Source organism: Stenotrophomonas sp. TD3 (genome assembly GCF_001939825.1).
In the GTDB taxonomy this organism is placed as follows: domain Bacteria; phylum Pseudomonadota; class Gammaproteobacteria; order Xanthomonadales; family Xanthomonadaceae; genus Stenotrophomonas.
This window is the reverse complement of record NZ_MOYM01000001.1, coordinates 3,189,529-3,215,872: the sequence shown is the minus strand read 5'-3', so window position 1 is coordinate 3,215,872 and position 26,344 is coordinate 3,189,529. Positions and strand designations below refer to the sequence as shown.

At 67.2% G+C, this 26,344-nt stretch carries 19 protein-coding genes; 7 read left to right on the top strand and 12 right to left on the bottom strand.

The genetic code is table 11. The features are described from left to right. The first annotated feature begins 115 nt into the window (after positions 1–115). Positions 116–2,275: a ferric-rhodotorulic acid/ferric-coprogen receptor FhuE gene (gene fhuE, locus BKE09_RS14975; protein ID WP_075676252.1), complete on the top strand. Its 2,160-nt coding sequence runs from the start codon at positions 116–118 to the stop codon at positions 2,273–2,275. Positions 2,276–2,405: 130 nt separating this feature from the next. Here the strand turns inward: fhuE and BKE09_RS14970 are convergent, their stop codons facing one another. The 3 genes from BKE09_RS14970 to BKE09_RS14960 all read right to left on the bottom strand — a co-directional run bounded on the left by BKE09_RS14970 (position 2,406) and on the right by BKE09_RS14960 (position 6,425). Further along, complete coding sequence (locus tag BKE09_RS14970; protein ID WP_075676251.1) at positions 2,406–5,267, bottom strand: TonB-dependent receptor; 2,862 nt, start codon at positions 5,265–5,267, stop codon at positions 2,406–2,408. Between the two features lie 271 nt (positions 5,268–5,538). Continuing rightward, positions 5,539–5,946 (bottom strand): biopolymer transporter ExbD, encoded by a 408-nt coding sequence (locus BKE09_RS14965; protein ID WP_075676250.1) that lies wholly within the window; start codon positions 5,944–5,946, stop codon positions 5,539–5,541. A gap of 71 nt (positions 5,947–6,017) precedes the next feature. Beyond that, the gene (locus tag BKE09_RS14960) at positions 6,018–6,425 is read right to left on the bottom strand and encodes a biopolymer transporter ExbD (protein WP_075676249.1); all 408 of its coding nucleotides are present in this window, start codon (positions 6,423–6,425) and stop codon (positions 6,018–6,020) included. Between the two features lie 151 nt (positions 6,426–6,576). Between BKE09_RS14960 and BKE09_RS14955 the strand changes: the two genes are divergently transcribed. From BKE09_RS14955 to BKE09_RS14945, 3 genes are all read left to right on the top strand, one after another. Then, the gene (locus tag BKE09_RS14955) at positions 6,577–8,562 is read left to right on the top strand and encodes a transglycosylase SLT domain-containing protein (protein ID WP_075676248.1); all 1,986 of its coding nucleotides are present in this window, start codon (positions 6,577–6,579) and stop codon (positions 8,560–8,562) included. A 67-nt stretch (positions 8,563–8,629) separates the two neighbouring features. Next, positions 8,630–8,866, top strand: coding sequence for a hypothetical protein (locus tag BKE09_RS14950; protein ID WP_008267778.1), 237 nt, complete (start codon positions 8,630–8,632; stop codon positions 8,864–8,866). A gap of 113 nt (positions 8,867–8,979) precedes the next feature. Continuing rightward, positions 8,980–10,200 carry a multifunctional CCA addition/repair protein gene (locus BKE09_RS14945; RefSeq protein ID WP_075676247.1) on the top strand — a complete coding sequence of 407 codons (1,221 nt, stop codon included), beginning with the start codon at positions 8,980–8,982 and terminating at the stop codon, positions 10,198–10,200. Positions 10,201–10,248: 48 nt separating this feature from the next. On the opposite strand, the gene BKE09_RS14940 is transcribed toward BKE09_RS14945, so the two are convergent. From BKE09_RS14940 to BKE09_RS14930, 3 genes are read right to left on the bottom strand one after another with little or no spacing between them, the layout of a single operon-like run. Continuing rightward, positions 10,249–10,683 (bottom strand): SseB family protein, encoded by a 435-nt coding sequence (locus tag BKE09_RS14940; RefSeq protein WP_005419309.1) that lies wholly within the window; start codon positions 10,681–10,683, stop codon positions 10,249–10,251. A 49-nt stretch (positions 10,684–10,732) separates the two neighbouring features. Beyond that, positions 10,733–11,068 (bottom strand): hypothetical protein, encoded by a 336-nt coding sequence (locus BKE09_RS14935; RefSeq protein ID WP_014648413.1) that lies wholly within the window; start codon positions 11,066–11,068, stop codon positions 10,733–10,735. Then, positions 11,065–12,108: a S41 family peptidase gene (locus BKE09_RS14930; protein WP_075676246.1), complete on the bottom strand. Its 1,044-nt coding sequence runs from the start codon at positions 12,106–12,108 to the stop codon at positions 11,065–11,067. Before BKE09_RS14930 ends, BKE09_RS14935 begins: the two co-directional genes overlap by 4 nt. Positions 12,109–12,524: 416 nt before the next feature. Between BKE09_RS14930 and BKE09_RS14925 the strand changes: the two genes are divergently transcribed. After that, complete coding sequence (locus BKE09_RS14925) at positions 12,525–12,959, top strand: hypothetical protein (RefSeq protein WP_075676245.1); 435 nt, start codon at positions 12,525–12,527, stop codon at positions 12,957–12,959. Between the two features lie 104 nt (positions 12,960–13,063). Here BKE09_RS14925 and BKE09_RS14920 read toward each other — a convergent pair whose 3' ends face one another. The 6 genes from BKE09_RS14920 to BKE09_RS14895 form a co-directional block, all read right to left on the bottom strand. Next, complete coding sequence (locus tag BKE09_RS14920; RefSeq protein WP_075676244.1) at positions 13,064–16,090, bottom strand: autotransporter outer membrane beta-barrel domain-containing protein; 3,027 nt, start codon at positions 16,088–16,090, stop codon at positions 13,064–13,066. Between the two features lie 355 nt (positions 16,091–16,445). Continuing rightward, positions 16,446–17,528: a heparan-alpha-glucosaminide N-acetyltransferase domain-containing protein gene (locus BKE09_RS14915; RefSeq protein WP_075676243.1), complete on the bottom strand. Its 1,083-nt coding sequence runs from the start codon at positions 17,526–17,528 to the stop codon at positions 16,446–16,448. Beyond that, positions 17,528–18,676 carry an N-acetylglucosamine-6-phosphate deacetylase gene (gene nagA, locus BKE09_RS14910; protein ID WP_075676242.1) on the bottom strand — a complete coding sequence of 383 codons (1,149 nt, stop codon included), beginning with the start codon at positions 18,674–18,676 and terminating at the stop codon, positions 17,528–17,530. The genes BKE09_RS14915 and nagA overlap by 1 nt, the downstream gene beginning before the upstream one ends. After that, positions 18,676–19,704 carry an SIS domain-containing protein gene (locus tag BKE09_RS14905; protein WP_049442851.1) on the bottom strand — a complete coding sequence of 343 codons (1,029 nt, stop codon included), beginning with the start codon at positions 19,702–19,704 and terminating at the stop codon, positions 18,676–18,678. Before BKE09_RS14905 ends, nagA begins: the two co-directional genes overlap by 1 nt. A gap of 7 nt (positions 19,705–19,711) precedes the next feature. Continuing rightward, a complete protein-coding gene (locus BKE09_RS14900) occupies positions 19,712–20,779 on the bottom strand; it encodes a LacI family DNA-binding transcriptional regulator (protein ID WP_006391719.1) in 1,068 nt (355 codons plus the stop codon). Positions 20,780–20,818: 39 nt separating this feature from the next. Then, the gene (locus tag BKE09_RS14895; RefSeq protein WP_075676241.1) at positions 20,819–22,108 is read right to left on the bottom strand and encodes a sugar MFS transporter; all 1,290 of its coding nucleotides are present in this window, start codon (positions 22,106–22,108) and stop codon (positions 20,819–20,821) included. Between the two features lie 376 nt (positions 22,109–22,484). Here BKE09_RS14895 and BKE09_RS14890 point away from each other — a divergent pair, with 376 nt between their 5' ends. Both BKE09_RS14890 and BKE09_RS14885 read left to right on the top strand, forming a co-directional pair. Then, positions 22,485–23,501 (top strand): glucokinase family protein, encoded by a 1,017-nt coding sequence (locus BKE09_RS14890; protein ID WP_014038497.1) that lies wholly within the window; start codon positions 22,485–22,487, stop codon positions 23,499–23,501. Positions 23,502–23,644: 143 nt separating this feature from the next. Then, positions 23,645–26,344, top strand: coding sequence for a TonB-dependent receptor (locus BKE09_RS14885; RefSeq protein WP_075676240.1), 2,700 nt, complete (start codon positions 23,645–23,647; stop codon positions 26,342–26,344).

The following is a 26,344-nucleotide window of genomic DNA, read 5'->3' as shown; positions in this document are numbered from 1 at the left end:
TATTACCATTTCTTTCGTTTCCGGTGGTGCCAGGACGGCCTGCCCGCCCGTTTCCCACCCGTAGCGCCTCGCCTTCTGGATGCCGGCCGAGCGCGCGTGCTCGTCCAGGACCCCCATGACCCGTTCCGCCATCCGTACCCCGCAGCCGCAGCGGCTGTCCGTTGCCGTGCTCGTTGCACTCTGCGCCCTGGCCCCGGCCGCCTTCGCCGACACCGCCGCCGACCCGACCACGCTCGACAAGGTGGTGGTCAAGGGCGAACGCGCCGAAGGCTATTCGGTGCGCCGCACCTCGGCCGGTACCCGCTTCGACCTGGCGCCGCGCGAGATCCCGCAGTCGATCAGCATCATCAGCCACCAGCGCATCGAAGATCAGAACCTGGACGACATCATCGACGTGCTGGCCAACACCACCGGCGTGACCAGCACCCAGTCCGACAGCGAGCGCACCGAGTTCTACGCGCGCGGGTTCTACATCGATGCCTACCAGTTCGACGGCCTGCCGACGCAGATGGTGCAGAACTGGAGCTACGGCGATTCCGGCCTGGACCTGGCGCTGTATGACCGCGTGGAAGTGGTGCGCGGTGCCACCGGCCTGCTCAGCGGCGCCGGCAACCCGTCGGCGTCGGTCAACCTGGTGCGCAAGCACGCCGACAGCGCAGAGCTGGCCGGCAGCGTATCGGTGAACGTGGGCAGCTGGGGCCGCACCCGCACCACGGTGGACGTGGGCAGCGCACTGAACGCCAGTGGCACGGTGCGCGGCCGCGTGATCGGCAGCTACCTGGACACCGACGGCCAGATGGACCGCTACAACCAGCGCAAGACGCTGGGCTACGCCGTCATCGACGCCGACCTGACCCCGGATACCCAGCTGAGCGTGGGCTACGACTACCAGCAGAAGCGCGCCAATGGCGCGACCTGGGGCGGCTTCCCGATGCTGTACTCCGATGGCTCGCGCACGGGCTACGACGAATCGTTCAACGCCAGCCCGAACTGGACCTACTGGGATACCACCAGCAAGCGTGCCTTCGCCACCCTGCAGCACGCCTTCAGCAACGGCTGGAAGTTCAAGGTGGGTGCCACGCACGATGAGACCAAGGCCGACGACAAGCTGTTCTACCCGGCCTACAACGACTGGACCACGGGCGCATCGAACTTCGACAAGGCCACCGGCACGGGCATCTCGCCGTCCGCGGGCTTCTACAACACCGAGCGCAAGGTCACCGGCGTCGACGGCTACGTTGATGGTCCGTTCCAGCTGTTCGGCCGCGAGCACCAGTTCATGGCCGGCCTGAGCTACAACAAGCGCGAGTACGCCAACTACGGCGACTACCAGGTCGGTGGCGCGGGCCAGACCTGGGACCCGTTCGCCAGCTATCTGAACTGGACGGGCAACATCAGCGAACCGAACTGGAACCCGCTGGCACTGGCCAGCGAGGGCACCATCACCCAGAAGGCCGGCTACGCGGCCGCACGCCTGTCACTGGCCGACCCGCTGAAGCTGATCATCGGCGCCCGCTACACCGACTGGAAGAGCGAGGGCGAAGGCGCCGACCGTGCGCACAAGGTCACCACGCCCTACGCCGGCCTGGTGTTCGACATCAACGGCACGTACTCCACCTATGCCAGCTACACCGAGATCTTCCAGCCGCAGACGCTGAAGGACCGCAACGGCAGCTACCTCGATCCGGTCGATGGCAAGAGCTACGAAGTGGGCGTCAAGGGCGCATGGTTCGACAATCGCCTGAACGCCTCGCTGGCCGTGTTCCGCATCGAACAGGACAACGTCGGCCAGGCCACGGGTGAACCCGTGCAGGGCAGCCAGAACGAGTTCGCTTATCGCGCCGCGCGTGGCACGGTCAGCCGTGGCTTCGAGTTCGAGCTGAACGGCGAACTGGCACCCGGCTGGAACGCGACTTTCGGTGCTTCGCGCTATGTGGCCAAGGACATCAACGGCGCCGACATCAACACCAACCTGCCACAGACCGCACTGAAGCTGTTCACCAGCTACACCCCGCAGTCGCTGCAGGAACTGACCGTCGGTGGCGGTGCCAACTGGCAGAACCGCATCTACTACCCGGTACCGGCCTACGGCCGCATCGAGCAGAGCGGCTACGCACTGGTCAGCGCCTTCGTGCGCTACCGCATCTCGCCGGAGTTCAGCGTGCAGGCCAACCTCAACAACCTGCTGGACAAGAAGTACCTGTCGCAGATCAACGGCTACGGCGCGTTCGGTGATGGCCGCAACGGCTCACTGACGTTCACCTGGTCGTTCTGATCAGGCGCGGGGCATGATCGCCCCGCACCTGTAGAGCCGAGCCCATGCTCGGCTCAGAGAATCAGCCGAGCGTGGGCTCGGCTCTACACCAACAAGGCAGCGCCGGGCTGAGCCCGGCGCCGCTCTCACATCAGAACCGCAGGTCCGCGCGCAGGTACCAGTAACGGCCACGCGGGATGTCGTAGGTCGACGCGTCGTAGCCGTTCAACGAGCACGACAGGCAGATCGGCGGATCCTTGTCGAACACATTGTTCAGGCCAGCAGTCAGCTGCAGCCCCTTCATCCAGTCGATCTTGTAGCCCACCTGCATGTCGTGGAAGGTGGTGGCCGAGAGCGTGTTGGTGCCGGCGGCCTGGTTGCTGCACACCGGGAACGCAACGGCATCGCCGCAGTTCTCGGTCAGCTCGGAGATGTGCCGCACCGTCCAGTTCGCACTCCAGCGGTCCATCGTCCAGGCGATGCTGGCGTTGCTGGTCCACTCCGGAATGGAGCTGTCGGCCACTTCCACGCCCGGCTTCTGTGGCTGCTTCTGCCCGGCCGCGCCGGTGGCTTCGTAACGGCCGACGAAGGTGTTCTTCCAGGCCAGCTTGAACTGGCCGACGGAGGTCTGCGGCAACGTCCAGAACAGGTCCACGTCCCAGCCGTCGGTCTTGATCGAGCCGAGGTTGGTCAGGCGGTTGTTGAAGCTGCTGACCGCACCGGTGCTGGCGCGGGTGATGCCATTGCAGTACACCGGATCGAGCGTGTCCACGCACAGGTCCAGCTGGGTCTGCGCGTTGATGGCCTGGATCGCACCATCGATGGCGTGGCGGTAGAAGGTCACTTCCACGTCGAAGCGCTCCGACCACGATGCGTTGTTACCGAACCACGGGCTCCACACGAAGCCGGCGCTGAAGCTGCGCGAGCGCTCAGGTTCCAGCTCGCGGTTGCCGCCGGTGGTCACCGAGATCTGCGAATTGGCCTGCTGGAAGCCGGCCGGCACGCCCAGCGCGGCACAGTTGGCGGCGCTGCCACGCGGCGGCGTACCGCCCAGGCCCACCGAGCACGGGTCGAACAGCTGCAGGTCGGCGCGCGCGGCCGAGCCGTACAGTTCGCCGATCGACGGCGCACGGAAGCCTTCGGCATAGGTGGTGCGCAGCACGAAGTCGTCGGTCACCTGCCAGCGCAGGCCGTACTTGGGCGTGAACTCGCCACCGAAAGTGGAGTAGTCCGAGTAGCGGCCAGCCAGGCTCAGGTCCAGCTTCTTGCCCAGCGGCGAGTCGGCGAAGATCGGGACGCTCAACTCCAGGTACGCTTCGTTGACGTCATACGAACCAGACGTCGGCTGCGACGGCACGCCGTTGTAGTGACCGATCACCGTCAGCGGATCAGGCTGGTACCAGCCCTTGTACTTGCGGTACTCGTAGCCGCTGGCGAACGACACCGGACCGGCCGGCAGGGTGAACAGGTCGCTGGACAGGTTGGCGGTGAACAGGCTCAGCTCGTTCTGGCTGCGGTCGCGCACCACCGGCTGGATCCACTTCAGCATGTCCGGGGTGATCGAGCCGACGCCGCCGAAGATGTTCAGCGGCACGCAGCCCGGCGTTGCCGCGCACACCGCCGGATCGCCCAGCGCCATGTTGACGTTGTAGATGTTGTAGCTGCCGTAGTTGGTCTGTTTGGCCTTGTTCTTGCTGTACATGCCGTTGACGTCCCAGTACCAGCTGCGGTCGGCGGCATGGAAGTTGCCGACCAGGCCGGTGGCCACGTAGGTCGTGTTGACCTCCTGCTTGAACACGCGCGCGCCACCTTCCACCGGGCGGCGGCCGATCAGGCTCATGTTGCCCGAGGACACCAGATCGAAGCCGAACGGGTTGTACGGGTTCAGGCGCGAGACCACGATGTTGTCGGCCAGCGGGTTGCCGGTGGCACCATCGGGGCCGAAGAACAGCGGCTCGGGGCCGGCCTGGTTGGTCGACTCGCGGCGGTTGCCCAGCGCCTTGATGTACCACTGCACGTTGTCGGTGATGTCGAAGCGGAACTGGCCGAACAGGCCCTTACGTTCGGACGGGGTCAGCACCATGTTGTATTCGGCGAAGTTGAAGCGATCGGCACTGGTGAAGCAGTGGTAATCATCGGTGCGGTTGCAGCCGGCGCTGCCGTCGTAACGCGGGCTGCTCACGCCGGTGTTGGGCACGATGTCCTGCTCGGCACCGGTGTTGGGGTCGACGAAGGCGAAGCGGCCCTGCGGAATGCCGCCGCTGCCGAAGGCCAGGCCGGTGCCCGGAATCGGGAAGCGCGACTGCTCGCGGTCGCGGGCGAACACCGGGTCCTGCTTGGTCCAGCTGGCGCCGAGGAACAGGCTGTAGCGATCGCCACTCTTGCCCCACGCCAGGTCCACACCCTTCTGCGTGCCGTCGCCCTTGCTGTATTCGCCGTAGTTCAGGGTCACCTGGCCGCCATCGAAGTCGCGGCGGGTGATGATGTTGACCACGCCGGCGATGGCGTCGGAGCCGTACAGCGACGATGCGCCGTCTTCCAGCACCTCGATACGCTCGACGATGGCCAGCGGAATGGTGTTGAGATCGGTAGCCGCACCCACGCCCGATGCGGACGACTCATTGACCCAGCGGATGCCATCGACCAGCACCAGCACGCGCTTGGCACCGAGGTGGCGCAGGTCGACCTGCGCCGAACCCGCACCCACGCCGCTGCCATCGGGCGGGAAGCCGAAGTTGCCGGACGAATTGAACTTGGCATTGAGCGCCGAACCGGAACCGGTGAGCTGCTGCAGCACCTCGCTGATCGAGTTCAGGCCGGTGCGTTCGATGTCGCCGCGGGTCAGCGTCTGGATCGGGACCTGGCCCTCGACTTCAGCGCGCTTGATGCGGGTACCGGTGACTTCCACCGCGTCGAGGTTGGTGGTGGATTGTGCAGCGGCACCCAGGGGTGCCAGGGCCATCACGCACAGCGTGACGGCAACCGCCAACGGGCGGTGGTGCAGGTGATTCATTCGCTCTCTCTCCAAAGGAATGTCGGGACATGGGCTGCCGCGCTCCCCCCTGCATGGCGGCAGCGTCTCCTTTGTAAACAAGCGGTAAAAATCACGGCGTGATGATCGACACTCTTTCACGCGGAATTGACGCGATTGACGGCCATTTGCGACAGATGAGGCCCATTTAGAACCGGACGGTACTGTTCACCGCCCTCCGCGTGGGTGCTGGCTGCGACAGCGCGCGCCGAGATCCGCCACGGCTCATCAAGTGGACTTGTCGATGCCGGCGCTAGTGGGCGGCCGCGTCAACACGCAGCCCATGCTGGCTGACGGCCAGCAGCACGCTCGCCATGTCTCCGTAGTCGGTATCGTCGGCGGTCGCCAGGTGCACCCAGGGGCGATGCTGCTGCGGCATCTGTTGCGCTTGCGCCAGGTGCTGCTGCAATGCGGGGGCATCCAGCGGCTGGCCATTCCAGAACACCGCGCCCGCTGCGTCGATGCGCAGATTGATCGGCTGGGGCGAGGACGCCGGCCAGGGTGGGCACGAGGTGCGCTGCTGGAACGCCAGCAGGCCGGTCGCCTGCGCCATCGGCAACGTGGTGATCACCAGTGCCAGCAGTACCAGCAACACATCCACCAGCGGTGCCAGATTGAGGGTGGCCATCAGTGAGGTCGCGCGCTGTGTCCCGTATCGCATGCCACGTTCCCTCGCAGGAAGAGCGGCCCGCCGATGGCAGGCCGCCCGTTGCGGGATTCACCGCATGAAACTCACCGCACGAAGGCGATGCGCTCCATGCCGGTGGCCTCGGCCGCAGCCAGGATCCGCGCCAGGCCTTCGTACTCGGCCGACGGATCGGTGGCGATGCGCAGCTCCGGCAGGTTGCCGGCATGCTCGCCGGCCTGCGCCTGCAGGCGCGCCTGCAGATCGCCGATGGCCATCGGCTGGCCATCCCAGCTCAGCTGGTTCGACGCATCCAGGCGCAGCTCGATCGGTGGCGGCGGTTCGGGGCGATCGATCGTGCGATCGGTGGCCTGTGGCAACTGCACGGCAATCGGCCGGGCCACGATCGGCGCGGTCACGATGAAGATGATCAACAGCACCAGCATCACATCCACCAGTGGCGTGACATTGATGTCCGCCAGCGGGCCGCTTCTTCCTGCGCTACTGAACGCCATGTGCCGCTCCCTGCAGCCGGGCCGTTCGCCCAAGGCCGACGTTACGACGCTTGCGATCACCTGCGGCAGTGGCCTGCGCGGGTTCATTCAGCTGTCGTTGCCGACGCCCGGCGTGCACGCAGTGCGAAACTGAATTCAGCCATTGCCCGCTATGCTGCCCGCTATGACCCGACGCTCTTCGACCGCCCTGTCCCTGCTGCCCTTGGCCACCACGCTGCTGATCGGCTGCGCCAATGCCCAGTCCCTCGATGCCCAGAACGCGCAGCTGAAGGCCGCGATCGCAGCCGCCGAGCGCGGCCAGTTCGATCCCGGCCAGGCCGCTGCACTCAGCCGCCATCCGGCTTATGGCTGGCTGGAGTACGCCAACCTGCGCCGCAACATCGACACCGTCGATACCGCGCAGGCCCAGGCTTTCCTCAAGCGCTATGACGGCCAGGCGGTGGCCAATACCTTCCGCAGCGTGTGGCTGCCCTCGGTCGCACGCCGCCAGGACTGGCCGACCCTGCTCGCCAACTGGGTGCCCACCGACAACGCCGGCCTGCGCTGTGCGCAGCTGACCGCGCGCCAGGTGACGGGCAAGGTTGATCCGCAGTGGATCAGTGAAGCGCAGGATCTGTGGCGCAAGAACGGCAAGTCGCTGCCGGACGGCTGTGATGCCGTTTTCGCCGTACTGCAGGCCCAGGGTGGGCTGAGCGACGCCCTGCGCTGGGAACGCATCGATGCCGCCGCCGACGCGCAACAGCCGGCAGTGATGCGCAGCGCCGCACGCGGCCTGCCCGCCACCGACCTGGCGCTCGCGAACAATTACGCTGCCTTTGTCGACAAGCCCAACGCCAACGCGTTGAACTGGCCGCGCAACGAGCGCAGCCGACGCATCGCCACCGATGGCCTGGCCAAGCTGGCCAAGGCCGACCCCGGCGCCACCGAACAGCAGCTGCCGCAGTACGCCCAGGCCCTCGGCCTGAGTGCCGACCAGCAGGGCCAGGTGCTGTACCAGATCGCGCTGTGGACGGTGGCCTCCTACCTGCCCGATTCGGCGCGCCGCCTCAACGCGGTGCCCGAATCGGCGTATGACGAGCGCCTGCACGAATGGCGCGTACGCGAAGCGATGTCGCGCGGTGACTGGCCGGCGGCGCTGGCCGCGATCCGCAAGATGGGCAGCAAGCAGCGCAGCGACCCCCGCTGGCGCTACTTCGAAGGCCGCATGCTGGAGAAGACCGGCCAGGCCCAGCAGGCGCAGCCGCTGTTCCGCGAGGCCGCGCGTGCACCGACCTTCCACGGTTTCCTGGCCGCCGACAAGCTGCAGCAGGGCTATACCCTGTGCCCCTGGAAGCCGAACGACAGCGCGCAGGCACAGGCCGTGATCGCGCGCGATCCGGCCATCCAGCGTGCGATGGCGCTGTACCAGATCGATCGCGCTGGCTGGGCCGTGGCCGAATGGAACAGCGCGCTGTCGCGCTTCGATGACACCCAGCGCCGCCTCGCCGTACGTGTGGCGCAGGACAACGGCTGGTTCGACCGCGCCGTGTTCGCGCTCGGCAAGCAGCCGCAGGAACAGCGCCTGTACGACCTGCGCTTCCCGCTGCACCACGACGCCACCATCCGCCGCGAATCGGCGCGCAACGCGATCGATCCGGCCTGGGTAGCCGCGGAGATCCGCGCCGAGAGCACCTTCACCCCGCGCGCGCGCTCGCCTGCCAACGCCATGGGCCTGATGCAGGTGTTGCCGGCCACCGGTGCCGGCGTGGCCAAGTCGATCGGCCTGACCGGCTACGGCGGCGCCGACAGCCTGTACGACCCGGACACCAACATCGCCATCGGCACCGCCTACCTGCGCCAGCTGATGAACAAGTACGACGGCCTGCCGTACGTGACCATCGCGGCCTACAACGCCGGCCCGACCCCGACCGCACGCTGGCAGGGCCAGCGTCCGGGCTTTGATCCGGACCTGTGGATCGAGACCATCAGCTACAAGGAAACCCGCGAGTACGTCGCCCGCGTGCTCGCCTTCAGCGTGATCTACGACTGGCGCCTCAATGGTGATGCGCTGCCGCTGAGCGACCGCCTGATGGGCCGCCTGGTGGACAAGCGCAAGAGCTTCAGCTGCGCCGCCAACGCTGACCAGGGCGGCGATTGATCGCACCACGGTCGTGCCGGCCGCTGGCCGGCACGACCGGATCTCCATTCCCTGGGGAGGGAACGCAATGAGCCTGCTGGCCTGGATCGGGATGTTCGCCGCCTGGAGCCTGTTCGCCACCTGGGTGCTGCGCTGGGGTGGCGCGGCCTGGATGGAAGGCTGGAAGTCGCTGGCCTTCGTCGACAGCTGGGGCAGCCTGTGGGACGAAGCGCAGATCAAGCTCTACTTTCTCTGCCTGTGGATCGTCTACGGCCTGTGGTTCCTCGCCGGCCTGTTCGTGCCGGAGTGGCGCGGTTTGCCGTAACGCCGCTGCATCGGTAGTGCTGGCCGCTGGCCGGCAGCTTCGGGGTGACTGCGGTTGCCGGCCAGCGGCCGGCACTACCGGTGCATCTGCGCCGGGCATGCGATCATCCCCCCATGAAGATCTATCTTGTCGGCGGCGCCGTACGCGACCGCCTGCTGCAGCGCCCTGCCGGCGACCGTGACTGGGTGGTGGTCGGTGCCACGCCCGCGCAGATGGAAGCGCAGGGCTACACCGCCGTCGGCCGCGATTTCCCGGTGTTCCTGCACCCGAAGACCGGCGAGGAATACGCGCTGGCGCGCACCGAGCGCAAATCCGGCCGTGGCTATCGCGGCTTCGTGGTCGATGCCGATCCGGCGGTGACGCTGGAAGAGGACCTGCAGCGACGCGACTTCACCATCAACGCGATCGCCTGCGATGAGGAGACCGGCACGCTGGTCGATCCTTACGGTGGCGTTCGCGATCTTGAGCAGCGCGTGCTGCGCCACGTCGGCCCTGCGTTCGTGGAAGATCCACTGCGCGTGCTGCGCGCGGCGCGCTTCATGGCGCGCTTCGCGCCACTGGGCTTCACCGTCGCCGAAGAGACCATGGCGCTGATGCGCGAGGTCGCCGCCAGTGGCGAGCTGGATGCGCTGGTGCCTGAGCGTGTCTGGCAAGAGCTGCGCAAGGCGCTGGTCAGTGAACGGCCCTCCGCCTTCCTGCGCACGCTGCACGATGCGCAGGCACTGGGCCCGATCCTGCCCGAGCTGGAAGCGCTGTACGGCGTGCCGCAGCGTGCCGAATTCCACCCGGAAGTCGACACCGGCATCCACCAGGAAATGGTCAGCGACATGGCCGCGAAACTGGCGCCGGGCGATGACCTGGTCGGCTTCGCGGCCCTCACCCACGATCTCGGCAAGGGCCTGACCCCGCCGGAGGAATGGCCGCGCCACATCATGCACGAGCAGCGCGGCATCAAGCCGCTGAAGGCACTGTGCGCGCGGTTGAAGATTCCCACCGAGCACCAGCAGCTGGCCGAAGCGGTGTGCCGCGAGCACTTGAACGTGCACCGCATCGACGAACTGCGCGATGCCACCGTGCTGGAACTACTGGGCCGCTGCGATGCATTGCGCCGGCCGGAACGCGTGGCCCGCATCGCACTGTGCTGCGAGGCCGACAAGCGCGGCCGGCTCGGCTTCGAGGACGCCGACTACCCACAGGGCGAAACGCTCAAGCGACTGCACCAGGCGGCGCTGTCAGTGCAGGCGCGGGATCTGGATACCACCCATCTGAAGGGCCCGGCCATCGGCGAGGCGCTGGCCAAGGCGCGGGTGAAAGCCATTGCCGCCGCCCGCTGAAGCACCTGGTAGTGCCGGCCGCTGGCCGGCAACCAGACAATCCTTGGATCAGTGCGCCATGCCGCGGGTGATCGCCGCCGCACGCTGCTTCAGCTGGGCCACGGCATCGGGAATCATCTCCATGCCCACGTCCAGGCCCGGGTTCAGCACCAGGCCGACGCCGTCGCCGATACCGGCCAGCAGCGCGTGCACCGCGATCGGCATGGCATGCGCAAACTGCGGCAGCTGCTCGTGCCACAGGCCGGCGCGCTCGGGGGCGGTGAACACCGCGAACATCGGCTCGCCGCTCTCGCTGGTCAGCACCAGCGGCGAGATGCTTTCGTCCCAGGCGCCATCTTCGCCGATGGCCTTGTCCAGCAGCACGAACGCCGTCGAGGTCAGCAGGCCGTCGAGGAACTGCGCTGCGGTCAGCGTGCCGTCCTGGGCCTGCAGCAGGCGCACCTCGAGGTCGTTGAGGGGTTCGAACGGGGTGTCGTGGTCCATGGTCGGTTCCGGTACGTGATTGCAGGGCAGACTTTAACAGGCCCGGTCCTCAACCGATGTATCCGTGCCGCCACATCCATCCGGCCACCGCCAGCGCGGCGACCCCCACCAGCATCAACGGCAGGCCGAAGCGGTGCCGCCACGGGATCGGTACCCCGCCCAGCTGCTGGTCCATGGTCTCGGTATCGAGCACCCAGCCGTGTTCGCACCGGGTACATGCCAGTTCGTAGCGGCGCTGGTAGGTGAACCCGAACAGCAGGTCGATGCGCGCCATCTTGTAGCGCAGCTGCGGCGCGAACTCGGTTTCCGTCTGGCAGCGCAGACAGTGATGCGCTTCGGTGGGGCCAACGATCAGCACCCGTTCCTGTTGGCCGATCAGGATCATGTCCGGTTGCCCTGGCAGGCGGGCTGGGCCAGCAGCCAGGCTTGGGCGGCGGCCACAGTGGCCGCGTCACCCTCGACGCGCTGGTCGGGTTCGATCTTCAAGCCATCGCCACGATCATTGCGGTCCCGCATCACGCTGGTGGTCAGCAGCAGGCGACTGCCATCGGCAAGCGTGTGCACGACATTGCCGGTGGAGACACCCGCGGTCGGCTGGCCGAAACTCCGCGCCTGCGGGCGGCCACGCCACGCCAGCACCGAGGCCTCGCCCGAACTGCCGGTGCGGGGCCCGAACAGCACCGCCACCGGTGCGCCAGGCTGCCGCACTACATGGCCGGACTGGCCGAAGTCCAGCAGCGGCTTGCCCGCCAGCTGCACCGCAGTCGCCGTCAACGTCCAGCGCTGCGGCCCTTGCGCGGTTTCGAACGCGCCGACGTCCTCGTTGTTCACCACCGAGGTGCGCAGCAGCGGGGCCATGCCCAGCAGCATCGGCCACATGGAGCCGCCACCGTTGTCCCGCAGGTCGACGATCCAGCCGCAGCGCGCGCCGTCGTCCTTGCTGCGGATGACCTGCTGCCACCGCGCGGCACGCTGGATGTCCTGGCGGAATTTTTCCTGCGGCGTCGCGCCCGGCGTGGCGGCATAGCCCTCGATGACCACCCAGCCGATGCGCGCATCCACCGCATCGGCGGCCCTGGCCCGGTCCACGGCGGCGGCGCCGGCCTGCTGCGCACGCGCGAGGGATTCGCGCTGGCGCTGGGTCGTGGTCCACGCACCATGGTGGCCGGTGCTCAGCGCAATGGCTTCGCGCAGAACGGCCAGCCGTTGCGCGGGGTCACCCTGCGCCGATTGCAGGCGTATGCGGATGGCGGGCCAGTCCACCCGGTCGCGATACAGCGCCTGGCGTTCAAGCAGGTTGAGGATCTCGGCCTGGGCCTCCGGCGAGGGTACCTCGACCGCGCTTGGGGTATCGGCCATGGCGCCGGTCGCCAGCAACACGAACATCAGCGCGCCGATGCGACGCACTCCCTTGCGAACCTGCATGCGACGCTTCCTTGTCGTTGAATCAGGACCGCAGCATAACCGGGGCATGATCGCTTGCGCCACGCGCGAACTGTCGTATCCGGCCCGGTCGCGGGCTGCAGCAAGGCGGCTTGCGTGCGGTCACCACATTGCAACTTTGCCCATGTCATCGCGGCGTACAAGGCGCGAAGGTGACCTCCGTCGGCGCTTCCTGCGCTGACCGGGATTGGCGTCCTGAATGAAGCTACCGAAAGGCGGGCTTGCGGCCATGTCGCGGGCTCGAATACTGCACCGTCTGTCGTTCTGCGGCGGGCGGTGCGTGGGGATCCTCCCGATCCGCCGGCTTCGTTTCCTTTCGGTAGCTTCACCGGCACGCCAACCCGCACCGCCCGCCACCTTGCGCTTCGCAGGTGGCCTTGCCTCGTGAGGTTGCCGCCATGAACACGCCCTACCCCACCTATCCACGCCTGCAGGCACTGCTCGGTGCCGCAATGCCCGGCCTGCAGCTGTCCACTACCGCCGCCGAAGCGTTGGAAGATGCGCTCGCCGAAGCCAACGAACAGGCGCCGCCGTCGGCGTTCTTCGCCCGGTTGCGCGGCATCGCACACAGCCACGGGGCCGACGGCCAGGCGTGGCGCGAGCGGCAACTCAGCGAGGCGCGTGGTCGGGAACTGGCCGAGGCGACGCGCTGCCTTGCCGCATTGTCCGCCTGCGGCTGCGTGTTGCTGGCCGCACAGTCGGCGCGCGAGATGGAGGACGCGTCCGTGCAGTGTCCGCCGCAGGTGGAGGAAGGGTTGCTGCACGCAGTGGTGGTGTTGGCTGATCATGCCGGGGCGTTGGTGGAACCGGATGCGTGCGCACCGCTGCTGTAGAGCCGAGCCTTTGCTCGGCTGCACGGAGATCATGGCGTCGGTGGAATCTGTGCCGACCAAGGTCGGCACCTACCAGAGCGGGCCATGTCATCCGTACCCGCGCGCTACCAGTCCGCGCGCAGGCCGATGTTGCCCTCGATGATGCGGCGCTTCTCGTTGCGATCGCCGCCCAGCTCGCGCGTGTAGTCGGCCACGGCATAGGCGCTGATCGTGCGGTTGAAGCGGCCGACCACACCCACACCGGCTTCCAGCGCGCGCGAGCGCTGCGAATTGACGATCACGTCGTCGTCGAAGCGGATGCGGTCTTCGCCGGAACGGCCATGCCAGTAATTGAGCTTGAAATACGGTTGCCAACCGTTGTCGGCCAGCTGGTAGTCGCCGGCCAGGCGAAGGCCGATGCGGCCGGTCCAGGCGTTGTCGTTGTCGAAGCGCACGCTCGACACCTCATCGCGGCGGTCGTCCAGTGAGGTGCGTTGCCAGATCACCTGCACCTGCGGTTCCAGCCACCATGCGGACTGCCCGAAGTGCAGCAGCGGCTTGCCGGCTTCCACCGATACGCTGGTGCCATCGCCCTTGATGCCGAAGCCAAGCCCGCGCGAGGAACGTACACGGCCGTCGTAGCGGCTCTGCATCGCCACGGCGTCGATATAGCCGCCCGTGCTGTCGGTGAACGTCCAGTACAGGCCCACGTGCTTGTCGTCCAGGCGGTTCTGGCCCACCTGCACATTCTCCCAGCCCAGCGCCAGGCCGGTGGTCTTGCCCTGCGCGCGGGTGCGGCCGACGAATACGCCGATCTGGTTGCGATGATTGTCAGACGCTGCGGCCCACACATCCAGACCGGCCTGCAGGCCCATCACATCGCCATCGAAGCCCGGCTGCGCATCCCCCTTCCAGTGGATCTCGCTGCTCTGCCCCACCAACCGGCCCCACGCGGTGCGGAACGCACCCTGGTTGTACAGCAGGCGCTGCTCGCCCTGCCGCTCATGGAACGTGCCGAGGCTGGCCAGCGAGGTCTCGCGCAGCAGCGGCGGCACCACGGCGTAGGCGGCGGTCTCCACGCGGTACAGCGGTACCACCGCCCCTTCGGCCGGGCGTGCACCCGGCGTCGGCGGCGCACCGGTACCGGGCAATGCACCACCGGCCACCGGCACGTCCGGCACCGCCGGATCGCTGGGCGGTGCCACCGGCGCCGGTTCCGGTGGCGGCGGTGGCGGCGCGGTCTCGCCCGCGGTCAGGTCCGGATCGGTAGCGCCTTCGGGCGGAGGTGGCGGCGCCGGGGTGATCGGCGGTGGCGGCGCCACCGGCGGCGTCAGGGGCGGTGGCGTGGCACTGCCGCCGCCATTGGGTGCCGGCGTCGGCCCGGTCACCAGCGTCGAGCGCAGGTACCAGTTTTCGCTGGTACCGGCACTGACACCGCCCTTGAACAGGAAGTACTCGTAGGCACCGGCCGCGACCGGTGCGAACAGCGAGAACGCGCCCGGCGCGGTACGGCCACCATTCAAGGCCTGCACCACCAGGATGCCATCGGCCAGCGTGGCCGCGCCGCTGCCGCCGGCATTGAGCACACCGATGCCGGTGGTGCCGGTGGCAGTACCGCCATCAATCACCAGGCGGTCGCTGGTGGAATTGTCCGCGCCGAGCACGGTACGCAGGTACAGGCCACCACCGTCACCGCGATAGTTGCCGCGCACGGTGAATACATCCCCGGCGCCGGCACCGGTCAGGTCGATGCGCCCGGCATTGACCATCTCCACCAGTGCACCACTGTTGAACGGGCGGATGGCATGCCCCCCACTGCCCGCGTAGACGGTGCTGGTGTCATCCACGGTGAACGTACCGGTGCCGGTTCCGCTGTCACCCAGCACCAGATCACCATCGAAGGTCAGCTCGGTGCTGTTGGCCAGGCTGATCGTCTCCCAGTTCTGGAAACGGCCCACGCCTGCGGTCTTGACGTTGCTCAGGTTGAGCTGGTCGATGCCACTGCCACCGTCGAACAGCGGCACCGCACCGAGGTTGCCCTGGTTGAGGTTGCTGAGGTTGGCCACGTCGTTGTCCGGGCCCATGTCGATCGCGCCGTAGACGATGCCACCGCCGTTCCAGTTGAAGGTGTCATTGCCGGTACTGAGCAGCACCTGCCCGCGCACGGTGCCGTCGGTGATGGTCACGCTGTCGTTGCCGCCGCTGACGCTGATATTGCCGCCGATATAGGCCGTGCCCGAAATGATGATGGTGTCGGTGTCGAAGCCGGTCACCACGTTGCCGTCCACGGTGCCGCCGGACTGGTCCCACAGATTCTTGTCCAGCTTCATGTTGACGCGGCCGATGCGGCCAGCGGTCATCCAGGCCTGGTCACCATCCTCGAACGCGCCGATGATGCGGCCCCCGCTCATGCGGAACGTATCGATGTTGTCGCCCTGCTGCAGCGCGCCGATCGTGCCGCCGCTCATGACGAAATCATCGCGGCCACTGCCCTGCGCCACCACGCCGGTGACGGTGCCGCCGGTGACGGTCATCTGGTCATCGCCGCTGCCCTGGTCGACGCTGTCGATGGTGCCGTTACCCAGCAGCAGCACGTCGTTGCCATCGCCCTGCAGCACACCGCCTGTGATACTGCCGGCCTGCATCTCCAGGCGATCATTGCCGGCACCGAACTGTACGCCGGTGCGCCCGCTGATCGTTCCGCGGTTGACCAGCACGCTGTCGCCCGCGCCGACGAACTGCAGGGCGGTGTTGTTGCCGGTGCTGATGCTGCCCGAATTCTCGACACGGCTGCTGCCACCGAGCTGGACCGCCACACCGCCCACCGAACTGATCGTGCCCAGGTTGGACAACAGGTGCCCACCGGCGCCGACAAGCGAAATCGCGCTGCTGCCACCGCTCTGTTGCAGCTGTGCCGTGTTGGCGACATTGATGGTGATGCTGGCCGCGCCATTGGCAGTGATGGGAACGGTCTGCGGGTTCGGCGCATTGGCATCGCAGGTGACCGTCTGGCCAGCGACGGGGGCGGTGCTGTCACAGCCGGCCCAGGCGGCGCTGGCGGTCAACAGCATGACGGACGGAACAGCCAGGACCTGCAATACGGAAACGGTGAGGCGGCGCGGACGCACTGCGCGCGGGACGGCACGGGACATACAGCACTCCTGGACAGGGGATCAGGAACTGCGGATATGCGGTACTGCGAGCGCAGTCTGCGTCATGGTGAACGGTTTCGACAGATGAAATTGAGTGTCAGCCATCACAGTTCAGATGCGAACCGGGTCGAGCCTCACCTCGTCTCTACGAGCCTGAAATCGTTCATCTTTACAGCGGTCACACGTCGCGCGGAGAGCATCCACGCATGGCGTGGATCTACTGCCCCACCTGGTAGATCCACGCCATGCGTGGATTGAGCCACCGATACATCGGGTAGATCCACGCCATGCGTGGATGCGGGTTGCCGGAGGGGTCAGCCCCCCTTCCTGCGGAAAGGGATCCGACCCCGTGCCATCAGATCTTCAGATAGATCTTCCGCCGGTCCAACCACCACGCCACGCCCCACCACAGCGCGACGAACGCCAGCGCCTGCAGCATCGACGCAAGCTCAAGCGCCTGCGGCATCGCGGTGGCCAGCTGCTGCCAGATCCAGCCCCAGGCACCGCTGGCCATCAACACCACCGACATCACCGATGCCCCCAGATACGCAGTGATCGCGTTGACCCCGAAGCGACGGCCCAGCGCCGGCCAGCCCTTCTGGTCGATCAGCACGTGGCCCAGCCACAGCGCCAGCGCGGCCAGGCCGCCGGTCCACAGCACGTAGCTGGGCGTCCACAGCTGCTTGTTCAACGGCAGCACCACGGCCAGCAGCAGGCCCAGCGCGGCAGTCACCGCGCCCAGCCCCGCCAGCGCCGCGGCACGCCCGCTGCGCAGCAGGCCTCCGGCCAACAGGCCGAGCACGGTACTGGCCAGCGCACCCAGCGTGCTCAGCAGCCCTTCCGGGTCATGGCCCAGCCCGGTATCGGCCTGCCACTGGTAGATCCAGGGGGCGAACAGCGTGGTGTCCAGGCGGCTGGCCGGGTTGGTCCACGGCGCCAGGTCGCCGATGCCCAGCAACAGCACGGTGTAGCCCACCAACAGCGCGACCAGCACGCCGGCCTGCATGCGCGGCCGCGCATACACGGCCAACACCCCCACCAGCGCCGCACATACGGCAATCCGCTGCAGCACGCCCCATATGCGGAAATGATGGGTATGCAGCGCCCACCAGATCAGCAGGTGCAGCAGCGCACCGGCCACCAGGATGCGCAACGCGCGTTCCAGCACGCCGCGCGCCAATGCCGGTCGCGCCGCCGCATCCCGCGCGCGCGGTGCCACGCTGAAGGCCATCGACACGCCGACCAGGAACAGGAAGAACGGGAACACCAGATCGGTCGGCGTGCAGCCATGCCATTCCGAATGGCGCAGCGGTGCAAACACCGCACTCCAGTCACCCGGGTTGTTGACCAGCAACATCGCCGCCACGGTGATGCCGCGCAGGGCATCGATCGAGCCCAGCCGAGGTGGCGGCGTGCTTCCCTTCAAGGGATCGGCCATCAGGCGGCCTCGTACTGTCCGGCAATCCAGGTGCCCCGCACCTGCAGGGTGTCATCCAACAGGACCAGGTCGGCCTGGTAGCCCTCGGCGATGTGGCCGAGGCGGTCGTCGACGTTGAGGAACTGCGCTGGATAGGTCGAGGCCATGCGTGCGGCTTCGGCCAGCGGTTGGCCGAGCAGCTGCACGGTGTTGCGCACGGCGGTGGCCATGTCCAGCGCCGAGCCGGCCAGCGAACCGGCGGCATTGCGCACCACGCCGTCGATGGCGGTGATGGTTTCGCCGTACAGCACGTAGCTGGGATCGTCGGCCCCGACCGGCGGCATCGCATCGGTCACCAGCAGCAGGCGGCCGCGCGGCTTGGCCGCCAGCGCGACGCGCAGGCTGGCCGGATGCACATGCACGCCATCGACGATGATGCCGATCCAGCTGTCGCGGTCTTCCAGCGCAGCGCCCACCGCGCCGGGCTCACGACCCTGCAGCGGCGACATCGCGTTGTACAGATGGGTGAAGCCACGCACGCCAGCATCCAGGCCAGCGCGGATCTCTTCGTAGGTGCCTGCAGTGTGCCCAGCAGCGACGATCACACCTCGCTCGACCAGCGCACGGATGGTCTCCAGCGGCACGCGTTCCGGTGCCAGCGTCAGCAGGGTCACGCCGTTGTCGAGCGATGCGGCCAGCGCGATCTCTTCTTCGTCCGGCACGCGGAACTTACTGGCATCGTGCGTGCCCTTGCGCGCCGGCGCGATGTACGGGCCTTCCAGATGGATGCCGATCACGCCCGGCACCCCCTGCGCGATGGCCTCGCGCAGCGCACCGATGGCCTCGCGCATCACGCCCACGTCATCGCTGATCAGCGTCGGCAGCATCGCGGTGGTACCGAAACGACGGTGCGCCTGCGCGATGGTGCGCAGTGCCGCCACGTCCGGCGTGTTGTTGAACAGCGCACCGCCACCACCGTTGACCTGCACATCGATGAAACCGGGCAACAGCCAGCCACCGCCCAGGTCCACCTGCTCGGCGGCCTGGCCGAGCTGCGGCGCAGCGTCAGGCAGCAGCGCACTGATGCGACCGTCCTCGATCACGACCGCCAGATCGTCGCGGAACTCATCGCCGGCAAGAATGCGGGCGTTGCGCAGCACCGTTGCCATCACACCGTCTCCGTAACCTTGTTCAGATGCGGCGGCAGATCCGGGTTGAAGCCACGACGCAGCGCCAACGCGTTGATCGCGCGATAGAAGCTCTGCACGGTCAGCAGTGGTGCGCACAGCGGGTGCGGCGCGGCGGCCACCGGCAGGTTGCCACCGGCACCGGCCATCCACACCTGCGCGCCGCGTGCGGTGAACTCATCGACCACCGCACGGGTTCCGGCACCAGTTTCGTCCGGCTGGGCGAAGGCCAGCACCGGGAAACCACGGCCGACCAGCGCCATCGGGCCATGCTTGACCTCGGCCGAGCTGTAGGCTTCGGCGTGCAGGCTGCAGGTTTCCTTGAACTTCAGCGCCGCTTCCTGCGCCGCGCCCAGGCCAAGGCCACGGCCGAGCACGAACAGGTTGGTGGCATCGACCAGGCCTTCGGTCACCACGCTCCAGTCACACTGCCAGGCCTCGCGCATCGCGTCCGGCAGCAGGTCCAGCGCCGCACGCAGGCTGCTGTCCTGCTTCCAGTACGCGGCCAGCTGCAGCAGTGCGGCCAGCGAGGCCAGGTAGCTCTTGGTGGCCGCCACGCTCTTTTCGGCACCGGCATGCAGCGGAATGACCGTGTCGGCCAGCTGCGCCAGCGGCGAATCCTCGACGTTGACCAGCGCGATCACGCGCGCACCGGCGGCCTTGGCAGCTTCCGCGTTGCGCAGCAGGTCCGGGCTCTTGCCCGACTGCGAAATGACGATGAACAGCGCACCGCGCAACTGAAGCGGCGCGGCATAGACCGAACCCACCGACGGCGAAGCCGATGCGACCACCAGGCCCAGCTGGGTTTCCAGCAGGTATTTGCCATAGGTGGCGGCATGATCGGAGCTGCCGCGTGCGCAGGTGACCACGAACGGCGGCGGCGCGGCGCGCAGGCTGGCGGCCAGGGTTTCCATGGTGGCGTGGTTGCGCGAGAACTGGCGCGCGACCACGTCGGCCGCTTCAGCGGCCTCGGCGAACATCAGGGTGGACGTGGGGTCTGACAGCGACATGGCAGGCTCAGGCAGGATCGGAAGGAAGGGGGCGTGCGCCGGCCGGGCGCATCGGCGCGGTCGAACCGCGCACCACCAGCTGCGGCACGAAGCCCTGGTTGTGCAGCGGCGCGGGCGCGTCGTCATAGGCGTCGCTGCGCAGCTGCGCGATCAGCAGGCGCGCGGCATGGCGGGCGATGTCTTCGGTGGCCTGCTTGGCGGTGGTCAGCGGCGGCCACGACTGGCGCGAGAACGGGCTGTCCTCGAAACCGGCGATGGACAGGTCGTACGGCACGTTCATGCCGGCTGACTTCGCGGCGGCCAGCACACCGGCGGCTATTTCGTCGTTGGAACCGAAGATGGCGGTGGGCGGTTCGCGCAGCGCCAGCAGGCGGCGTGCACCGCGGAAGCCATCGTCGAAGGTGTAGTCGCCCTGCACCACCAGGTGCTTGTCCACGGTCATGCCGTAGTCCTTCAGCGCGGCTTCGTAACCGGCATAGCGCTCGCCGGAGGATCGGTGCGAAATGCCGCCCCAGAGGAAGCCGATGCGCTGGTGGCCCAGCTGGATCAGGTGCTCGGTGATCTCGTAAGCGGCCTCGCGGTCGTCGACGAACACGCAGGCACCGTCAGCCGGGTCTTCGGTGGCGGCGATGATGCGCACCAGCTTGATGCCACGCGCGGTCAACGCCTGGATCAGGTCGCGGCGCTCGGACATCGGCGCCGTCAGCACCAGCCCGGCCAAGCGCGAACGCTGCACCCAGTCGGCCAGTTCATCGGCCAGCAGCGGCGAGCTGGAATCACAGGGATGGATCTGCAGGCCGAAGCCGGTCTCGCGGCAGGCGGCCAGCACGCCGTTCTGCACGCCGATGATGTGGTACGGATTCGGGTTGTCGTAGACCAGCCCGATCACGAAGGTGGTGCCGCTGCGCAGGTTGCGCGCCGACGGATCGGGTTCGTAGTCGAGCTCGGCGATGGCACGCAGCACCCGCGCACGGGTGGCCTGCATGACCGAGGGCTCGTTGTTGATCACCCGCGAGACCGTCTTCAGCGAGACCTTGGCCTTCTCCGCAACGTCCTTGATGGTCGCTCTGCGCATGGGTTTTCCCTGGGGTTGGCTGCCGTCCATCATCGCCGATCAGGCCTTGTCCTGCGGCAGGCCGGCGCGATGGCCGATCACCGAGTAGAACAGGATGTACAGGTAGCACGGCACCATCAGCAGCACGAACACCAGCTGGAAGTCGATGTGCTGCTTGAGCACGGCGAACAGCTGCGGAATGATCGCGCCGCCGGCGATGCCCATCACCAGCAGGGCCGAGCCAGTCTCGGTGAAGCGGCCCAGGCCGCGGATGGCCAGCGGGAAGATCGCCGGCCACATCATGGCGTTGGCGAAGCCCAGCAGGGCCACGAAGGCCACCGATACGTAGCCGTGGGTGGCCCAGGCGCCGAGGCAGAACACCACGCCCAGCACCGCTGAAATGGTCAGGTAGCGCGACTGCGAGACCACCTTGGGAATCAGCAGCAGGCCGACCACATAGCCGACCAGCATCGCGCCCAGCGTGAGCGAGGTGAACATCTTGGTCTGGTCCAGCGGCAGGTCGAAACCATGGCCGTAGGTACCGATCGCATCACCGGCCATCACCTCCACGCCCACGTAGACGAACAGGCACAACACGCCCAGCCACAGGTGCGGGAACTGGAAGATGCTGCGGCGTTCGGCTGCACCGGCCGCCACCGGCGTAGCGTTGGCTTCGGACGACTTGATTTCCGGCAGCGGCGAGAACAGCACGGCCACCGCCAGCAGCACCAGCAGGCCGGCCATCGCCAGGTACGGCGCATGGATCTTGGCGGCGAAATCGTTGAGCAGCTGTGCCTTGGTGGCCTCATCGGCGGCGGCCACCGTGGCCGACAGATCACCGATGCCATGCAGCACCACGGTACCGATCAGCACCGGGGCGAGCATGCCGGCGATCTTGTTGCAGATGCCCATCAGCGCGATGCGGCGCGCCGCCGTCTCGATCGGGCCGAGGATGGAGATGTAGGGGTTGATCGCGGTCTGCAGCAGGGCCAGGCCACTGCCGATCACGAACAGGCCGCCAAGCGCGCCCGGGTACCAGCGCTGGGTGGCGAACTCACCGAACAACGCAGCACCACCGGCCATCACCAGCAGGCTCAGGCTGAGGCCCTTCTTCATGCCGGTGCGGCGCAGGATCCACGACGCCGGCAGGGCCAGGAAGAAGTAGGACAGGTAGAACACCATCAGCACCAGGAAGGCGCCGACCTCGCTGAGTTCGAAGGCCAACTTGACGAAGGTGATCAGCGGGCCGTTGAGCCAGGTGAAGAAGCCGATCAGGAAGAACAACACGCCAACGATGGCGATGGAGGTGGCCACGTTCGGGCGCGCGCTTGCAGCGGGGACGGCGGACATCAGGAGGGCTCCTGCGGCGACGGCCGCAGAACGCGGCGTCGGAGAGTGGCTGGGAACAACGTTGTCACATTCTTTCGATGGACAACGGCGGTTTGTCAACTTCCATGCACGCCCTTGCGAACCTCATGCTGCACTGCGCAAGCCGATTGCCATGCACCGCGCTGAATGCGCCATGGGCCTTGAGCCCCGTGCTGCAACGGTTCCCGTGTGAATCCAGCACTCACGTCATGTAAACGTTTACCGCCTGCCGCATTCGTTGCGGCGCAGCAACGAAAGTGTCACGAACTCGTTGACATCGTTGTCAGCACGGTTACAGACTCCGCCCCAATCGCCGCCCCCGATCCCGGGGCCGGCCTCACCTGCAGCAGGAGCCCGCGTGACCGCCAGCCACCCCGCCCCGGCCCATGTCCTGTCCCGAGTCGCGCCCTCGTTCCTGGCCGCCGACGTCGGTGGCACCCATGTGCGCGTGGCCCGGGTCCAGGCCAGCGGTGATGCCGCCCACCCGGTGCAGGTGCTGGAGTACCGCAAGTACCGCAATGCCGACCATGCCGGCCTCAGCGCGATCCTGTCCGACTTCCTTGGCGAAGGCCCGCGGCCCACGCATTGCGTGGTTGCCAGCGCCGGCTACGCCCGCGAGGACGGCACGGTGATCACCGCCAACCTGCCGTGGCCGCTGTCGGCACGCCAGGTGGAAGCGGACGTCGGCCTGCAGCGGGTCTACATCGTCAACGACTTCGAAGCGGTGGCCTATGCCGCCGCCCAGGTGGACGCCAGCGGCGTGCTGCACCTGTGCGGGCCGGACACCGCCGCGCGTGGCCCGACCCTGGTGGTCGGCCCTGGCACCGGTCTCGGCGCCGCGCTGTGGATTCCCACCGCGCATGGTCCGGTGGTCCTGCCGACCGAAGCCGGCCAGCCGACCCTGGCGGCCAGCACCGAACTGGAAATGGCCATCGTCCGCCACATGCAGCGCGACCGCGCCCACGTGTCGATCGAGCATGCGATCTCCGGCCCGGGCCTGATGAACCTGTACCGCGCGGTGTGTGCGCTGCAGGGCCAGGCACCGACGCTGGCCAGCCCCGATGCGGTCACCGCCGCTGCCATGGCCGATACCGATGCGCACGCGCGCCAGGCGCTGGATGTGTTCTGCGGCCTGCTCGGCAGCACCATCGGCGACATGGCGCTGTTCTATGGCGCCCACGGTGGCGTCTACCTGGCCGGCGGCATCCTGCCGCAGATCCGCGAATACCTGCACGCCAGCACCTTCGTCGAACGCTACCTGCAGAAGGGGCCGATGGGCGAAGCGCTGGCACGCATCCCGGTGAAGGTCGTCGAGCACGGCCAGCTGGGCGTGGTCGGCGCTGCCAGCTGGTACCTGCAGCAGTCGGCCGCCTGACACCGCAACAGGCTTCAACGCAATCGCAGCACGCTGTACGTGGCACGCCAACGCACGGGACTTCGCCGCCGCCCCGCGCATGTCTTCGCAACCGTAATCGAACACCGCCGCCGGCATCCAATCGAGTGATGAGGAGAGACATCATGAACACCCGCAAGACCCTGCTTTCGGCCGCCATCGTCAGCTGCATCGCCTTCAGTGCGCACGCGCAGCAGGCCGCCCCGACCGCCACCGACCTGGACACCGTGACGGTTACCGGCATCCGTGGCTCGATGGAAAAGTCGCTGGACACCAAGCGCGAAGCCAATGCGCGCGTGGAAGTGGTCACCGCCGAGGACGTGGGCAAGCTGCCGGCGCACAACGTCGCCGACACCCTGCAGCGCCTGCCGGGCGTCAACATCAGCTCGTCCAGCGCCGATGAAGGCGGCTTCGACGAAGCCGACCGTGTCAGCCTGCGCGGCACCAGCCCGAGCCTGACCCAGACCCTGATCAACGGCCACAGCGTCGGCTCGGCCGACTGGTTCGTGCTCAGCCAGGGCAGCAACGTCGGCCGCAGCGTCAGCTACACCCTGCTGCCGTCGGAGCTGGTGCGCTCGGTGGAAGTGAACAAGTCCTCGCAGGCCAAGCTGCAGGACGGCGGCACCACCGGTACCGTCAACATCCTCACCCGCAAGCCGCTGGAATTCTCCAAGCAGATCACCGCTGAAGCGTCGATCGGCGCCGTGCGCTCGGATCAGGCCAAGTCGAACGATCCGCAGCTGTCGGGCCTGTTCAACTACAAGAACGACGACGGCACCTTCGGCGTGATGGTGCAGGGCTTCAGCCAGAAGCGCGAGCTGCGTCGTGAAGCGCAGGAAATTCCGTCGGGCTTCTTCAAGAGCGATCCGAACGGCACCGTTGCCCAGTCCAACCCGGACCTGGCCGGCGTCTATGCGCCTGCCCTGCTCGGCTCGACCCTGTTCGAACAGACCCGCGAGCGCAAGGGTGGCCTGATCTCGCTGCAGTTCAAGCCGGCCGACAATCTGACCCTGGGCCTGGAAGGCTTCAGCTCGAAGATGGAAGCCAACAACTACAACCGCAACTTCATGTTGTGGGGTAGCAAGATCATGGGCGACGACAAGAACGACGCCGGCGTGATCACCCGTCCGGGCCAGGCCCCGCTGCCGGGCTATGTGGTCAAGGATGGCGTGCTGACCAACGCCAACTTCGCAGGCGTCGCCGGCACCCCGTACGCGGTGTACGACATGATCTACCGCGAGGCCACCGCCAAGAGCAACTACATCACCCTCGATGCCGACTGGCAGATCAACGACAGCCTCAACGCCAAGTTCCAGGCCGGCAGCACCAAGGGCACCGGCACCACCCCGCGCCAGTTCATCGCGGAAGTGACCGTGGCTGACGGCGGCGGCGCCAACTGGACCACCCACGGCAACGGTTCGCCGGTGGACTGGGACGTCGGCGGCGACATCAGCCCGAACGGCGTGACCAGCTTCGGCACCTGGGGCAACCAGGAAGTCACCGCCGAAGACAAGGAAAAGTGGTTCACCGCCGACTTCAACCAGTACTTCAACAATGGCGGCGCGCTGAACTCGCTCGACTTCGGTGTGCGCTATGCCGACCACAAGCGCGAGGCGCTGTCGCCGGAAGGCGCAACGCCGGGCGCGATCTGGGACGCACTGAAGGGCGCCCCGACCGGCAGCTTCCCGGGTGGCTTCGCCGGCGGCATCGGCGGCAACTTCCCGCGCAACATCTGGTACTACACCCCGGGTGCGCTGAAGGACGCGGTGCTCAACAACTCCACCTGGCTGGCCGGCAATGACGGCCCCACCGGTCGCCACAACTACGGCGCCGAGTGGAAGGTCGCCGAGAAGAACTTCGCCGGTTATGTGCAGGCCAACTTCAGCGGCGACCGTTGGAGCGGCAACGTCGGCCTGCGCTACGTCAACATCAAGCAGGACATCGACACCTACCAGGCGGTGAGCGATATCGCCAACGCCGATGTCAGCAGCCTGTTCGGCAAGTGGAAGGCGCTGTCGTTCGAGAACAAGCACGACCGCATCCTGCCCAGCGCGAACCTGAAGTTCGATCTGGCCGATGACCTGGTGTTCCGCTTCGCCGCGTCGCAGACCCAGACCCTGCCGGACTTCTCGGCACTGGGCGCCTCGTCCTGGGGTTCGGACCTAACCAAGGTCGGCGGTGGCGGCAACCCGAAGCTGAAGCCGGTGCTGTCGACCAACTTCGATGCCAACCTGGAGTGGTACTTCATGCCGCGTGGCCTGGTGTCGCTGGGCGCGTACTCGATGAACCTGAAGGACTACGTGGCCTTCGGTACCCAGACCCAGATGCTGTACAGCGAGCTGAGCAACCAGCTGGAGGCCTACCAGGTCGCCGTGCCGGTCAATGCCGACGGCAAGGTCTACGGCATGGAGTTCGCCTACGAACAGCCGCTGGGCGAGAACTTCGGCCTGAACGCCAACTACACCTACGCCGACGGCAGCACCTCGCACACCTGGGAAGACGGCAGCAACAACCTGCTGGGTACCTCGAAGAACACCTACAACGTGGGCGCCTACTTCGAGAACGACACCTTCGGTGCGCGCGTCAGCTACACCTACCGTTCCTCGTTCCTGATCGGCCTGAAGGGCGCGAGCCCGTACTACCAGGATGATTTCGGCACCCTGTCGCTGTCGCTGAGCTACAAGGCCACCGACTGGATGAGCGTGAGCTTCGATGCACTGAACCTCAACAACCCGACCCTGAAGTACTACCAGAGCGCCTCGATCCCGAGCGCGTTCTATGAGAACGGTCGCCAGTACTACCTCAACTTCCGCTTCAAGTACTGA

Excerpts from the sequence above, each read along its gene's own strand:
- BKE09_RS14925 (WP_075676245.1), top strand. The coding sequence starts at position 12,525 with ATGAACACGCCCTACCCCACCTATCCACGCCTGCAGGCACTGCTCGGT.
- nagA (WP_075676242.1), bottom strand. The coding sequence starts at position 18,676 with ATGGCAACGGTGCTGCGCAACGCCCGCATTCTTGCCGGCGATGAGTTC.
- BKE09_RS14930 (WP_075676246.1), bottom strand. The coding sequence starts at position 12,108 with ATGCAGGTTCGCAAGGGAGTGCGTCGCATCGGCGCGCTGATGTTCGTG.
- BKE09_RS14965 (WP_075676250.1), bottom strand. The coding sequence starts at position 5,946 with ATGCGATACGGGACACAGCGCGCGACCTCACTGATGGCCACCCTCAAT.
- BKE09_RS14915 (WP_075676243.1), bottom strand. The coding sequence starts at position 17,528 with ATGGCCGATCCCTTGAAGGGAAGCACGCCGCCACCTCGGCTGGGCTCG.
- BKE09_RS14950 (WP_008267778.1), top strand. The coding sequence starts at position 8,630 with ATGAGCCTGCTGGCCTGGATCGGGATGTTCGCCGCCTGGAGCCTGTTC.
- BKE09_RS14945 (WP_075676247.1), top strand. The coding sequence starts at position 8,980 with ATGAAGATCTATCTTGTCGGCGGCGCCGTACGCGACCGCCTGCTGCAG.
- BKE09_RS14920 (WP_075676244.1), bottom strand. The coding sequence starts at position 16,090 with ATGTCCCGTGCCGTCCCGCGCGCAGTGCGTCCGCGCCGCCTCACCGTT.
- BKE09_RS14885 (WP_075676240.1), top strand. The coding sequence starts at position 23,645 with ATGAACACCCGCAAGACCCTGCTTTCGGCCGCCATCGTCAGCTGCATC.
- fhuE (WP_075676252.1), top strand. The coding sequence starts at position 116 with ATGACCCGTTCCGCCATCCGTACCCCGCAGCCGCAGCGGCTGTCCGTT.
- BKE09_RS14905 (WP_049442851.1), bottom strand. The coding sequence starts at position 19,704 with ATGTCGCTGTCAGACCCCACGTCCACCCTGATGTTCGCCGAGGCCGCT.
- BKE09_RS14940 (WP_005419309.1), bottom strand. The coding sequence starts at position 10,683 with ATGGACCACGACACCCCGTTCGAACCCCTCAACGACCTCGAGGTGCGC.
- BKE09_RS14970 (WP_075676251.1), bottom strand. The coding sequence starts at position 5,267 with ATGAATCACCTGCACCACCGCCCGTTGGCGGTTGCCGTCACGCTGTGC.
- BKE09_RS14960 (WP_075676249.1), bottom strand. The coding sequence starts at position 6,425 with ATGGCGTTCAGTAGCGCAGGAAGAAGCGGCCCGCTGGCGGACATCAAT.
- BKE09_RS14900 (WP_006391719.1), bottom strand. The coding sequence starts at position 20,779 with ATGCGCAGAGCGACCATCAAGGACGTTGCGGAGAAGGCCAAGGTCTCG.
- BKE09_RS14955 (WP_075676248.1), top strand. The coding sequence starts at position 6,577 with ATGCTGCCCGCTATGACCCGACGCTCTTCGACCGCCCTGTCCCTGCTG.
- BKE09_RS14935 (WP_014648413.1), bottom strand. The coding sequence starts at position 11,068 with ATGATCCTGATCGGCCAACAGGAACGGGTGCTGATCGTTGGCCCCACC.
- BKE09_RS14895 (WP_075676241.1), bottom strand. The coding sequence starts at position 22,108 with ATGTCCGCCGTCCCCGCTGCAAGCGCGCGCCCGAACGTGGCCACCTCC.